The organism is Bremerella sp. P1 (genome assembly GCF_028748185.1).
Taxonomy (GTDB): domain Bacteria; phylum Planctomycetota; class Planctomycetia; order Pirellulales; family Pirellulaceae; genus Bremerella.
In genome coordinates this window covers 6,344,679-6,357,929 of the sequence record NZ_CP118164.1, presented here as the reverse complement: position 1 = coordinate 6,357,929, position 13,251 = coordinate 6,344,679, and the positions used below count along the sequence as shown (strand labels likewise).

Annotated in this window: 11 protein-coding genes; 4 read left to right on the top strand and 7 right to left on the bottom strand. The window is 57.0% G+C overall.

What is annotated here, in order from left to right; all coding sequences use genetic code 11:
* Window positions 1–107 precede the first annotated feature (107 nt).
* On the top strand, window positions 108–422 hold the full coding sequence (locus PSR63_RS25795; protein ID WP_274328877.1) for a hypothetical protein: 315 nt from the start codon (window positions 108–110) through the stop codon (window positions 420–422).
* Between the two features lie 91 nt (window positions 423–513).
* Window positions 514–972, top strand: coding sequence for a nucleoside-diphosphate kinase (gene ndk, locus PSR63_RS25790; protein WP_274328875.1), 459 nt, complete (start codon window positions 514–516; stop codon window positions 970–972).
* A 160-nt stretch (window positions 973–1,132) separates the two neighbouring features.
* On the opposite strand, the gene PSR63_RS25785 is transcribed toward ndk, so the two are convergent.
* The 3 genes from PSR63_RS25785 to PSR63_RS25775 all read right to left on the bottom strand — a co-directional run bounded on the left by PSR63_RS25785 (window position 1,133) and on the right by PSR63_RS25775 (window position 5,902).
* Window positions 1,133–2,527, bottom strand: a complete 1,395-nt coding sequence (locus PSR63_RS25785) for a DUF1501 domain-containing protein (RefSeq protein WP_274328873.1) — start codon at window positions 2,525–2,527, stop codon at window positions 1,133–1,135.
* Between the two features lie 18 nt (window positions 2,528–2,545).
* Complete coding sequence (locus tag PSR63_RS25780; RefSeq protein ID WP_274328871.1) at window positions 2,546–5,572, bottom strand: DUF1553 domain-containing protein; 3,027 nt, start codon at window positions 5,570–5,572, stop codon at window positions 2,546–2,548.
* A 138-nt stretch (window positions 5,573–5,710) separates the two neighbouring features.
* The gene (locus tag PSR63_RS25775) at window positions 5,711–5,902 is read right to left on the bottom strand and encodes a hypothetical protein (RefSeq protein WP_105358412.1); all 192 of its coding nucleotides are present in this window, start codon (window positions 5,900–5,902) and stop codon (window positions 5,711–5,713) included.
* 215 nt (window positions 5,903–6,117) lie between these two features.
* Between PSR63_RS25775 and PSR63_RS25770 the strand changes: the two genes are divergently transcribed.
* Window positions 6,118–7,197 (top strand): peptidase, encoded by a 1,080-nt coding sequence (locus PSR63_RS25770; protein WP_274328866.1) that lies wholly within the window; start codon window positions 6,118–6,120, stop codon window positions 7,195–7,197.
* Here PSR63_RS25770 and PSR63_RS25765 read toward each other — a convergent pair.
* The 4 genes from PSR63_RS25765 to PSR63_RS25750 form a co-directional block, all read right to left on the bottom strand.
* A complete protein-coding gene (locus PSR63_RS25765) occupies window positions 7,194–9,335 on the bottom strand; it encodes a tetratricopeptide repeat protein (RefSeq protein WP_274328865.1) in 2,142 nt (713 codons plus the stop codon). The two genes, PSR63_RS25770 and PSR63_RS25765, sit on opposite strands and share 4 nt — an antisense overlap.
* 76 nt (window positions 9,336–9,411) lie before the next feature.
* Window positions 9,412–9,777: a DUF2304 domain-containing protein gene (locus PSR63_RS25760; protein WP_274328863.1), complete on the bottom strand. Its 366-nt coding sequence runs from the start codon at window positions 9,775–9,777 to the stop codon at window positions 9,412–9,414.
* Window positions 9,774–10,472 (bottom strand): glycosyltransferase family 2 protein, encoded by a 699-nt coding sequence (locus tag PSR63_RS25755; protein ID WP_274328862.1) that lies wholly within the window; start codon window positions 10,470–10,472, stop codon window positions 9,774–9,776. Before PSR63_RS25755 ends, PSR63_RS25760 begins: the two co-directional genes overlap by 4 nt.
* A 191-nt stretch (window positions 10,473–10,663) precedes the next feature.
* Window positions 10,664–12,136, bottom strand: coding sequence for an outer membrane protein assembly factor BamB family protein (locus PSR63_RS25750; RefSeq protein WP_274328861.1), 1,473 nt, complete (start codon window positions 12,134–12,136; stop codon window positions 10,664–10,666).
* Window positions 12,137–12,338: 202 nt separating this feature from the next.
* Here PSR63_RS25750 and PSR63_RS25745 point away from each other — a divergent pair, with 202 nt between their 5' ends.
* A complete protein-coding gene (locus PSR63_RS25745; protein WP_274328859.1) occupies window positions 12,339–13,241 on the top strand; it encodes a metal ABC transporter solute-binding protein, Zn/Mn family in 903 nt (300 codons plus the stop codon).
* Window positions 13,242–13,251: the final 10 nt, after the last annotated feature.

Here is a 13,251-nt window from a genome sequence, read left to right as displayed (position 1 = left end):
CAGCCAGATGCCCCCAAAAGCACTGCTTGCACTGCCAGCAGTGCGTCGATAAGTGATGCTGGAACCACTTTTGAGAAGGTGCCAGTTATTGCATGGGAGCGGATGACGTGACAAAGAAAATCTACCTAACGGCAGCGCTATTGCTACTTGGATTCGTCGCCGCTCCGATGCCGGCCGAAGCGGGCTGGAACGCATTGATGCGGTACTGCGGCGAGTTTTGGAGTGACGGATATCACTCGAAGGGGGATCCCTGGAACCGTCCGACCAAGCATGCCATGCAGTTGTCCTCGTACCAGCCCTATTATCCGGCTTACGAGGCCCCCATGCCGGCGATGGAAGAACAAGTGCCGACGCCTGCCAAGCAGAACGTCACGGCCGTCAGCAGTAGTGCGCCGGTTATTATCCTCCCAAAATCGAATTAAGTTCGCGCGTGCGGCGACGTCTCCTGGTTGAGCAGAGTCTGCGAATTCGCTAGAATCCGCCTTCTCACATATGATCCCGGAGTTTAACGCAATGCAACGTACGCTCGTTCTTCTGAAGCCTGACTGTGTCGAACGCCGCCTGATTGGCCGCGTCATTAACCGATTCGAAGACAAAGGGCTGAACATCATTGCGATGAAGTTGATCCGGATCACCCCTGATCTGGCAAAGCAGCACTACGCAGAGCATGTCAGCAAGCCGTTTTACCCTGGCTTGGAATCGTTCATCACCGCCGCCCCTGTCGTGGCGATGGTTCTGGAAGGCCTGGAAGCGATTCAAGTCGTTCGCGACATGCTGGGTGCCACCAGCGGTTTGAAGGCTGCCCCGGGAACCATTCGCGGCGACTTCAGCAGCAGCCGCCAGATGAACCTGGTCCACGCATCGGACGGCGAAGAAGCCTCGAAGCGTGAAATCGATCTCTACTTCAACGCCGAAGAGATCCTCGAGCACGCACCCGTCCTGACCCCGTGGATGCGGGCCGACGACGAGTAGTCGTTTGCCACAGAGCACACAGAGTTCACCGAGAAGTGGACTCTGTGTCATGGCACGCTAAGAAGGGCTGAGAACACCAGGCTCTGCGAATCTGCGTTCATCCGCGTAATCCGAGGTTGCTCTTTCTTTCCTCTGTGGCTAGTTTCTCCCGACACGCCATCTAGGCCAGGATCGGCTTCACCACGTGCCCATGAACATCGGTCAGGCGAAATGCTCGACCTTGATGGCGGAACGTGAGCCGCTCGTGATCGATCCCCATCACATGCAGGATCGTCGCTTGCAGGTCATGAATGTGAATCGGCTGATCGACGATGTTGAAGCCGTACTCATCGGTCTCACCCACGGTGACGCCGCCCTTGATGCCACCACCGGCCATCCAGACGCTGAAGCATCGACCGTGGTGATCGCGGCCGAAGTTGCTCCCTCCGAGCTTACCTTGGCAGTAGTTGGTGCGGCCAAATTCACCACCCCATATGACAAGCGTGTCATCGAGCATGCCCCGCTGCTTTAAGTCTTGCAGCAGTGCGGCCGTCGGTTGATCGGTCTCTTTGCACTGCCGCTTGATGGCACCAGGCAGACCGCCGTGGTGGTCCCAGCCTTGGTGATAAAGCTGAATGAAACGGACGTTCTTCTCGGCCAGTCGACGGGCCAATAGGCAGTTCGCGGCGAAGGTGCCCGGGTTACGGGCATCGGGACCGTACATATCGAGAATGTGATCCGGTTCGGAAGCAATGTTGGTCACATCAGGAATCGACGACTGCATGCGAAACGCCAGTTCGTATTGGCGAATGCGCGTATCGATTAACGCGTCGGAAGACTGAAGCTTATGCAGCTGATCCAGGCTCGCCAGGGCATTCTCACGACTCGAGCGATCGATTCCCTCGGGGCTGTTCAAGTAGAGAACCGGATCGCTCCCACTGCGGAACTGGACGCCTTGATGATGAGATGGCAGGAACCCATTGCCCCACAGTCGAGCGGCCAGTGGCTGGCCCCCCTTGTCTTTCGTCACCAGGACAACGAACCCCGGCAGGTTCTCGTTCTCGCTACCGAGCCCGTAGCTCATCCACGACCCGATACAGGGACGCCCAGGGATCTGCGAACCAGTTTGAAAATAGGTCACGCCAGGCCCGTGATTGATCGCTTCGGTATGGGCCGAACGGATGACGCTGATGTCGTCGACCATCTTTGCGGTGTGCGGCAGCAATTCGCTCATCCACGTGCCGCTTTGCCCGTGTTGCTCGAACTTGAATGGCGACCCAACCAGCGGGATGCTCGACTGGTTGCCGCTCATTCCGGTCAGCCGTTGTTCGCCACGCACTGACGCCGGCAGCTGCTCGCCGTGCTTTTCTACCAGTAGTGGCTTGTTATCGAAAAGGTCGAGCTGAGACGGACCACCGGCCTGAAACAGGAAAATGACCCGCTTCGCTTTGGGCGTGTGATGCAGCTTGGTGAGCACGCCATCAGCGGCCGACGACTGGGAAGCCATCAGCTGGCCCAGCGCCAAACCACCAAAACCCCAAGCGGATGACTGTAGGACTTGTCGTCGTGTGATCATGGGTTCTCTAGCTCCGTGTTACCGACGCGTGACGCTGCCGTCGAAATTCATTACCGTATTGGCCACGATCGTAAGGGCTGCGACTTCCGCAGCGTCGAGATCAGCGGGAACTTTTGCCTCGCCGGCGGCTAACAGTTTCTTAGCGGCCTCAGGCTGTTCTTGGAAATGCGTCTTTTGCTGAGCGAACAAGTTGGACAGCAGTTCCAGTTCCTGATCGTTCGCCTCGCGGCTGGTCAGCAAGCGAAAGACGGTTTGAACTTTGTCGTTGTCGGACGTCGCATGCTTCTCATCTTTCAGCACGCGGACGGCCAACATCTTGGCCGCTTCGACATACTGAGGACCGTTGAGCAGTACCAGCGCCTGAAGCGGTGATGACGTGCGTTCTCGCTTCAATTGGCATACGTCTCGTTTTGAGGCGTCAAAGGTCATCATTGCCGGCGCGGGACTGGTCCGCTGCCAGAACGTGTAGAGCGAACGGCGATAGAGTCCCTTGCCGCTGTCGTGCTTGACTGGCTTGAAGGAACTGGAGACTTCGTACGGCTTCGCTGGAGGGCCACCGACTTGATCGACCAGCAGTCCGCTGGTGAACAGCGCGTTGTCACGAACCATTTCGGCCGACAGACGGAACTTGCCGCTCCGCGCCAGCAGCTTGTTTTCGGGATCACGTTGAATCATTTCTGCCGAGGCCTCGGACGATTGGCGGTAGGTGGACGACGTCACGATTTGCTTAAGTAATCGTTTGACGTCCCAGCCGTGCTCCATGAAGTCGGCGGCAAGCCAGTCCAACAGTTCAGGATGCGTGGGTGGGCTGGCCTGGTTACCGAAGTCTTCCGGCGTGCGTACCAGGCCTTCTCCCATCAGCAGCTGCCAATACCGATTCACTGCCACGCGAGCCGTCAGCGGGTTGTCGCGATCGACGATCCACTTGGCCAGGCCCAGGCGGTCTTGCGACCAACCTTCTTCAAACGCCGGCAGCACCTCAGGCGTCTTGGGCTCGACGGGATCGGTCGGAGCGTCATAGTTGCCACGTGCCAATAGATAGGTCGGCCGGGGCGATTCCAGCTCACGCATGACCATGATTTCGCTGGTTCGATCGTACGCTTGATTCCGCTCCTTGCGTGCTTCGGAAAGCTTCGTGTTAGCCTCCGACCACGAATCGTAGCGGCGCTGCAGTCGGTACTGGGCCACTTGCTCAGGCGTAGGCGTCGCGCCACTGGCAACCGCGACTTCGGCCGAAGTCAGTTCCAGATCGTAAACGGCGAATTGGTCGACCATGCCCTGGGTGAAACCACGATCACGGAAACGTTCGCCAATCGTGATATGATCGTTACCACCGCCGGTGATCTGCTTGGTCAGCTTGTCACGAACAACTTCAGTTTCGATCAAGTTGCCATCGACATAAATCTTCAGCCCATCGGCACGGCTTGAGCCGTCGTAAGTGACAACGACTTGCTTCCAGGTATCGACCGGGAATTCTTCTTTGGCCTTGATGCTGATCGCGTTGCCTGGCCAGAAGTGGATGAGCGACCACTTCAATTTGCCATCTTCCAGCAGAAGTTCGTAGCCGCGGCTGGCCGCGTCGGTCCAGGCTCGCGAGCGATGGAAGATCACGGCTCGGTCTTTCACATCCGGCGTGTTCATCCACAGCGAGACCGAAAACGGTTGGTGACGTTGGAAGTTGCCCTGTTTCAGATTGATCGCATCATCGCCGGTCAATTGAACCGCTTTGCCTTGCGGGCCTTCGACCGACTTGTTGCCACCCACTTTCGCGTCCTCGAAGTCGACCTTCTCGATCGGCTCGTTGACGGTAACGCTCAGTTCTTCGTCACCCACCTTGGGCATTTCGAGCTTGGAGAGTGCCGCTTCCAGGTCGCTTACCTTTTGGTCGAGATCTTTCAGCTTGGCGGCCTGGGCCTCGTCGGTCAGTAGGAGCGTCGGTGTGGGAACCGATGGCGTAAAGAAGGAATACAGGCCTGCTTCATCAATGCTGTTGAAGAACGCGAACATCTGGTAATACTCGCGTTGGCTGAGCGGATCGTATTTGTGGTCGTGACAACGGCAGCACTCCATGGTCAGGCCCAGAAACGCCGTTGCCACGGTCTGCGAACGGTCGGCCACATACTCGACGCGGAACTCTTCGGGGATGCTTCCCCCTTCGACCTTCTGGGGATGTAGCCGACAAAAGGTGGTCGCGAGGATTGTGTCTTGAGTCGCCTCCGGCAGCAGGTCGCCCGCAATTTGCTGGGTGACGAACTCGTCGTACGGCATGTTGGCATTCAACGACCGAATGACCCAATCACGCCATGGCCACACGTAACGATCGCGATCGACCTGGTACCCGTAGGTATCGCTGTACCTCGCGGCGTCCAGCCACTCGGCCGCCAGACGCTCGCCGTAGTGATGCGAGGCGAGCAGCCGGTCGACGTGTGCCTGGTAGTTTTCTTCGCTGGGGTCGGCCTGATAGGCGTCGAGTTCTTCGAGCGACGGCGGCAGGCCATTCAGATCAAACGATACCCGGCGGAGGATTCGCCACGGCTGGGCATCCGAGTTGGGCTGAACACCTTCCTCGCGCAACTTGGCCAGGACGAACTTGTCGATCTCGTTCCGCGACCAGTCATCGTCGGCCAACTCGGGTACGCTCGGCTTTTCAATTCGCTGGAAGGCCCAGTGCTGGTCGTATTCGGCTCCTTGTTCGATCCAGCGACGAATCAGCTCGATCTCTGCCTTCGAGACTGTTCGATTCGATTCCGGCGGCGGCATGCGAACTTCGGGATCGTGATCGGTCAGGCGCAGGAAGACTTCACTGCTTTCCGGATCGCCAGGCACGATGGCGTAGTCGTGCGCTGCATCCTGTTCGTCCAGACGCAAGTCAGCTGCCCGGCTGGTTGGATCGGGGCCATGACAATGGAAACAGCGATCCGACAAGATCGGGCGAATCTGGGTTGCGAAATCGACTGCCTCGTCAGCCGCAACGCCAATCGACGCGCTCACGCTGAGAAAAAGGAGGGCAAAAAGCAACCGCGTTGGCGAAAATACGCAGGACATAACCGATGCTGCTGGGAAGAGGGACAAATGCCAATGCCAAATTGGCAATTCGGGCAGGAAATAGGATCCTACCACTTGCAGCAGGTTAATTCAAGCTGTTTGGGATGTCAGATCGGGCGAAGAAATGCCCCAGAGACTCTATTGAAACTGCTTGGCAGCCAGAATCACGACGCCAAATAGACCAGCTCCCCCGACGATCAGCATGCCGAGGGTACCAAAGAAGATCCCGATGGCGTTATCAGGACGCTGTTTGTCAGCGACCCACCAAGCCCCTGGAAATCCGCCTGCAAAGGCGACCATCGAAAGTAGAAGTAGGAGCAAATCTTGCATAATGAGGGTTTCCTGAAGTCCCGATTAAGGAGTTTAGGATAATTGGGAAGCTATAGGGTTTCAATTCCTCGCCGCCAAACTGGCCGCAAGAAAACATTTGCGATTAGTGCAAATTGGGCGTAGAACAGGCAATATCGTCACTTCCTGCCCTATCTGGGCCGCGTTCAGGCTTACCCAGCCGACGGTTCTCCGCCCCATCTTTTCAAGTCTACCCCATGCCTACACGTCGCGAAGCTATTTTGGCCGGATCGGCCCTAACTCTTGCTGCTACTGGTCTATTCCCCTCTCCTGCGGTCCATGCGAGCGACAAATCAGGCTCGCGAATGGTCATCGGGCCTGAGGGGTACCAGTTTGAGATTACCCACGGTTGGCCGTCCCTGCCGGATAAGTACCACTGGCAGACCACCCATAATGTGGCCGTCGACAGTGAAGAAAACCTCTACGTGATCCATGAAGGGAATCCTGACCTGAAGGACCACCCTTCCATCTTTGTGTTTGATAAGGAGGGCAAGTTCATTCGGGCCTTTGGCGAGCAGTTCCAGGGCGGCGGCCACGGGATTGAAGTTCGCAAAGAAGGTGGCGAAGAATTCCTCTACGTCTGCGCCTATCAGCAAGTGAAGTCGTTCGCCAAGCTCACCAAGCAAGGCGAGACCGTCTGGCAGAAGTATGCCCCGATGGAAGCTGGGGTCTACGCCGAGGGGGAAGCGACCAATCCGCAAAAGGTTTGGGGCCGCGATCGCTTCATGCCGACCAATTTCGCCTTCCTGGATGATGGCGGCTTTTACCTGGCCGACGGATATGGTTCCTTCTACGTCCATCAGTACGACCACGATGGCAACTGGCAAGGAAAGTTTGGCGGTCCCGGAAAGGGGGAAGGAACCTTTGCCACGCCGCATGGTATCTGGATCGATCGTCGCGACGCAGCCAATCCGAAGACGGTCGTGTGTGACCGAGCCCATCACACGCTGCAGGTATTCGACAAAGACCAGAAGTATCTCAGCACGGTGAGTGGCTTCGGGCTGCCTGCCAATCTCGATACGTGGAACGATTGGATGATCGTGCCGGAACTTCACGCACGACTTTCGATCGTCGACAAGGACTACAACGTCCTGGCCCAACTAGGTGATGACGTCAAGCGAGTCACGTCCAACAAGGCACTGCGAACGCAGCCGGACAACTGGACCGAAGGTAAGTTCGTGCATCCGCACGACGCGTGCTTCGGACCCAATGGCGATATCTTTGTTGCCGAGTGGGTCTCGACCGGGCGCGTGTCGAAGCTTAAGCGTTTGACTTAACGCTTCGTGTCGTCGCCACCCAGCAAGACTTTTTGCTTTTGCTGAAAGCGTGTCATCATCGCGTCGAGGTCCTTCCGGACCTCGGCGTCGGATATCTGCTTACTGAGTGAGGTAAGCAGAGCGATTGCCTGGTCCGTCTGTCCCCCGTTGCCCAGTGCCATCGCTTTAATCTGCTGAATTTCGAGCGCGTGCTGAGGGTGGGCCTGCAGGAGTTGATCGCATCGTTTGATGGCCGAATCTGGATCGCGAACTTTGTCACTCGGAGCCGCCGCCTCAAGTCTGGCTAGCTGAAATTGCGTAAGCAGGTCATCCGGCTGCGTCTTGGTGATTTGCTGAAGTCGCTTCGCCGCTTCGTCGTAACGGCCTAGCTGGATAAGTAGCATCGCGTAGTCACGCGCAACCGAGACACGTTTAGGATCACGTCGAACGGCCTCTTTCCAGCGGACAAGCGCCGTTTCAAAATCGCCGGACTTCCGATAGGCATCGCCGGCCATGACGTACGACTGCGTCACATCGGGACGGAGCTCAATCGCCTGATCGAACTGCTTGGCAGCCTCGGCGGGTCGCTGCAGCAGGTCTAACAGCGCTCCGAAACTGGTACGTGTTTCGGCCAGTTTTCGATTGCGAAGCAGCGTGTGATACTCGCTGATCTTCGTAGGTGGCGACTGAGCGGCTTCCAACGCTCGTTGGAAACGCTCGTACGCCTGGTCGAATTGACCGGCGTAGACGTAAGTCTCAGCCAGGTCGCCGTGCAGCGGGAAGGATTCGTAGCCATGCTGCTCACAGTAGGCAATCGATCGCAACAGAATCTGTTCAAGTTCCGGTAGCCGATCGGCCTGTCGCAAGTACTGAGAAAGGTTGTGATTGGCCCGCAGGTTCATCGGACGGGCCTGAACGGTCGTGGTCCATAAGGCAAGCTGCGAGTGATAGTCGAGATTCCGATAGACGGTTCGTATGCCTAGCAAAATCGCGAGTGTCAATCCGATCAAGAGAAGTGTTTGGTACTTGGATTCTTCACCATGCCGTGAGCGCCATTTCTCAATGGCGATGCTCAGCACCATCGCAGCCAGGACACACAGACAGGCCAGCGGCAAGTACATGCGATGTTCAAACGCAACGTCGATGATGGGCACGATACTGGACGTGGGGGCCAGAATGAAAAAGAAGGTCAGCGCCACAAAGCCAATCGCTGGTCGCTTAAACAGCAGCCAGAACGAAAGGACTAATAAACCGCACACAAAGATTGCTGGCAGTAAGTACTCTCCTTCCGTATTCGCGACCGGCCAGTCGTAGTCGAAGGTTAAGTAATCAGGCCAGATCGACAGACGAAGGTAGTGCACGATCACGCCTGCCTGGGTCCACAGATAGAGCCAGGACGAAGCCGTTTCGTGGGCACCCAGAGCCGCATCGTGGGCCTCGGTGTGCGTACTTCCGAATACCGACAGGTGCTTGCCGAAAAGAATCAACGCAGGTACCAGGAGCAACACGAACACCCAGCCTCGTTTGGTGACCAATTCTCGCCACGAACTGGACAAAATACACCGATCGTACAGCACGGCCACGAGCGGAAGTGTCACCATGACTTCCTTCGCTCCCATGCCCAGGCAGCAGCAAACAATACTGCCGATGTACCAGGGCCACGCCGTCTTGGCGAGGTGGCCCCGCAGCAAACAGTAGAGGGTCAATAAGTAGAACATGGCCATCAACGACTCGTGACGCTGCACGATATAGGTGACCGCCATCGTCCCCAGCGGATGGACGCCCCAGAGTAGTGCCGCCAGAAAGCCCGTCAGGTTGGCGTTGAGTACCGGGGTATGTCTTTCGTTCCACCAGGTGATCGATCCGCGGACCAACTCGAAGAGGGCTAACACCGAGATCACATGGATCAGTAAGTTCACCAGGTGAAAAGTGAACGGCGTTTTACCGAGCAATGCGGCATTCAGTGCGAACGACATTTGCGTCGTCGACCTGGTTTGCAGCTGAGCCATCGACCAGGCGGCGCGGGAAACGTTCGCGAGGTTCTCGTTCTCAGCAATGTGAGGAAGGTCATCGAAGACAAACGCGCCATTCAGAGAAGTCAGATAGGCCGCTACGACTGCGACAAGAAGAATGGCTCGTAGCCAATTCGGCTGATGCACGAGTTGACTTGCCCAACTCTCTGACGCTTCAGGAGCACCGGCTTTCTGGTGGGTTGCGCTGGACCGTTGGGGCACTTCAACTCTCAGTGATCACATCGGCCGACGATGTCTCGGGGTGCTTTGCTTCATGAATGGCCAGGTACCGTGTCAGGTCGGTGATCTGACGCTGAAGTCGGAGGTAGCGCGAATAGAAGTAAAAGGTGGTGGCAATGAAGGTCAACGTCACCACGTAAATGAGAACATCCGCTCCACGACCGATGCCGATCGAGTGAGCCATACGCGTGACAAGGCCTGGGTTCAACACACTGATCGCGGCGGCTAACCAAATGGAAATGCGGAACGACTTCGCCCAGCTCGTTCGTTTCTGACGAATGGCTCGAACGACTTCCACCAGAAGCGAACAGCCAATGAAGGTTAAAGCAACCCATTGAAACAGGTTCATCGCACCATCCTTCCCAGCAGGAATTGAGCCGCTACTTTGACGGCAGCTGAATTCTGCTGGCCTTTTTCTAAGACCGCATCGCTATAGTGCACCGTGACGGGGACCTCTTCATACTTCAGACCAAGATACTGGATCTGATCCAAAATCTCCGAAGCGTGCGCCATGCGGTTCTGGCGAATACGGATCTTTGTTGCGGCCGCGCGAGAGAGTGCCCGCAGGCCATTGTGGGTGTCGGTCACGTTGATGCGCGAGCAAACACGCGTGAAGAGAACGCCCAGCTTGAGGATCACCCAGCGACTGGTCGGCATGTTGACCGCATCGTTACCCAGGAAGCGGGAACCGAGGGCAACTTCGGCACGCTGGGACACAACGGGTTCGACGAGCCGCTGAATGTCATGGACGTCGTGCTGACCATCGGCGTCGAAGGTCACGACAACATCCGCGCCGTGACCAACCGCAAAGTCGATGCCCGTTTGCAATGCTGCTCCCTGCCCCAGGTTGATGGGATGACGCAGCGCCCAAACCGGAAGGTGTTTCAGGCTGTCGAACGTGGCGTCTCGAGATCCGTCGTCGACGACGACCACATTGCGAAAGTGGTGGATCAACCCTTGAACCGTACGTCCAATCCGTGCTGCCTCGTTATAGGCAGGCACGACAATCCAAATGTTGGGACCTGAGTTTGCCTCTTGCGGCATGTCAGCAAGTCTTTCGAAGCGTGAAAAATGCTCAGCTTGCCAGCGTCAGGCTTACCCCTTAGATAAGCCTGGACGCCAGAAACAATTCAGCACATTTTCACTCAACGAAGTCGCTGAGCGATGAAGGCAATATGAAGACTTCGTGAATACGCTCTTCGCGTTGGTAAGGAAATGCCGCGATTTCCCCCCTCTTATTTGCCGTCCGCTTGCTGGATGCAGTAGAGGTGCCCTTCGCTGCGGAGGAACAGTTGATTCCCACTCAAAGCGATGGATGCATCGATCCCTTCTGCTAACTGATTGACTGCCAGGACTTTAAATTCCGGGCCATCTTCCAGTACGACCGTGGTCCCATCTCGGTCCGAAACATAGACCTTGCCATCGGCTGCGACTAGCGAGGAATACAGCGTCGAGGCTTCCGGCAGGCGTTCTGGGCCGAAAATGGTTTCGCCAGTGCTGGCATCGAGACAGTAGAGCACGCCATCACGCGACTTGGTCACGTAAAGACGATCGTTCAGGAGCGTCGCGGAGGCGATATACGGTCCAACGTCCGACCGGCTCCAGGCAATGTAGTCTTCGTTGTCCGTCACGTCCCCTTTCGCATTCAGGTCGATCGCGTAGACCGCGTAACCTCGATAGCCGGTCATGCAGATCGCTTTGCCGTCGTAGATGATCGGGGTCGCGATTGGGTTGGTGGCCTGCCCACCGCATTCCCAGATCAGTTTGCCCGAGGTGACGTCGTAGCTCCGGACGCGGGTAGAACCATTGAGAATCACCTGCGCCGTGCCGTTGTGCTCGGTCACCACAGGCGTGGCCCAACTAGTGGCTTCGTCTCGGTCGACTTTCCAAAGGTCTTCGCCGGTGGTTGCATTCAGGGCTAATACGAAAGAGTCCCCTTCATGGTCCCAGGGAATGATGATCGTGTTCTTATACAGGGCCGGCGTGCTTCCTTCGCCGAAAGCGTTACGCGTCTGCTGTTGGCCAAGATCGCGTTTCCAGAGTAGTTTTCCGTCCATCGAAAGGCAGTAAATACCGCGCGAACCGAAAAAGGCGACCAGGATCTCGCCATTGGTCACGGCGGAAGAAGAAGCGAACGTGTTCGTATTGTGACCCGATTCGTGGGGAACCGCTTGGATGGCGACCGTCGACCAGATCTTCTCGCCGGTCGACTTATCAAGGCAGACGACGGTGAAGTCCATCGGCGTGGTCGGGGCCGCACCGCGACCGAATCCGCCACGCCCTCGCGGGCCACCAGGGCCACGACCGCCGGGACCACGAGGCCCTCCCGGGAAGTTGCCAGGACCACGGCGAGGACGATCGGCCGACTCTTCACGTGGCTGCGGGGCTTCCGGCTCGGCTGCTTCTCCCTCGTCGCTCTCCGTCTCGGCTTCCTCTGTTTCCACCGGCACCGCCGTCAGCACGAAGAGTTTGTCTCCCCAGATAATTGGCGAGGAACTCCCCTTCCCCGAGATCGGAACCTTCCAGCGGATGTTCTCTTCCTCGCTCCATTTCACCGGAGGCTTGGCACTGGGTGAGGTGCCGTTGTAGTCAGGGCCTCGCCAGTTGGCCCAATCTTCAGGCGACGCTTCGGTGGCCGCGGCCGTACTTGCGAAGACACCGGTGAGAAGAAAGGCGAGCAAGAATAGCGCGAAGAACGAAGATTTCATAACAGATCTCTTCCTGGGAGAAGGTTAGCAATTGCAATAGCTTGGTAATCAATGAAACCGATCGGACCGCGCGAAGTTTCGAGGGTTATCTACCAAAAGTCAAGTTTCTGACCAGTTACGGCGAACTGAACAGCCCTTGTTTTTCGTCTGGACCCCAATTATGATATTTTGAGTACTCAAAACTGCTGCTTTGGTTATACAAATGACGCACGCCTGTCGACTGGCTTCGGCCCTGATTGTGACGCTACTGCTTCCACTAACGCTTTCCGCAGAGGAAACGCGGCCGGTGATCGTCTGCTCGACGACCCAAGTGGCCGACTTTGCTCGGCAGGTGGTCGGCGATCGGATGGAAGTCAAAAGCGTGTTGGCAGCCGGCCAGGATCCTCACCTGTATGAGAAAAAGCCTGGCGATGCCCAACTGGTGTCGGGCGCCGATTTATGCCTGGAAAACGGCTGGCATCTCGAAGGCAACGACTGGATGCGGAAGCTTGCCACCCAGACAGGCCGCCCGATTGTGACGTGCGTGGAGGGTTGTCAGCCGCTGCAAGTCCCAGGTGTCGACGAGGGAATGCACGATCCTCACGCATGGTTCTCGTGCACCAACGCGGCCATTTACGTTCGCAACATTCGCGATGCAGTGGTCAAACTTGACCCAGACCACGCCGACGAATATCGCAGTCGCGCGGCCCTTTACCTGGATCAACTTAGAACGCTGCACAGCTGGATCGTGCGCGAAGTTAACAACATTCCGGTCGAGCAGCGTGTTCTGGTGACCAGCCACGACGCGTTCAATTACTTCTGCCATGCCTATGGAATGAAGTCCGCTACGCCGGTCGGTTGGTCGACGGGAAAGGAAATCGGTGCCGGGATCAGTCCCCAACGGCGTCAGGAAACGATCGACTCGATTCGCGAGCATCACGTGAAAGCCATTTTTGTCGAAACGTCGGTTAACCCTACAATGGTTCGAGAGATTGCCCGCGAGGCGGGCGTGAAAATCGGCGGCGAACTTTATTCCGACTCGATGGGAGCCCCGGACACCGCCGGAGAAACATACATCGGCATGATGCGAGAGAATGTCCTCACGATCGTTCAGTCGTTGAAATAGTTCAGCAAAC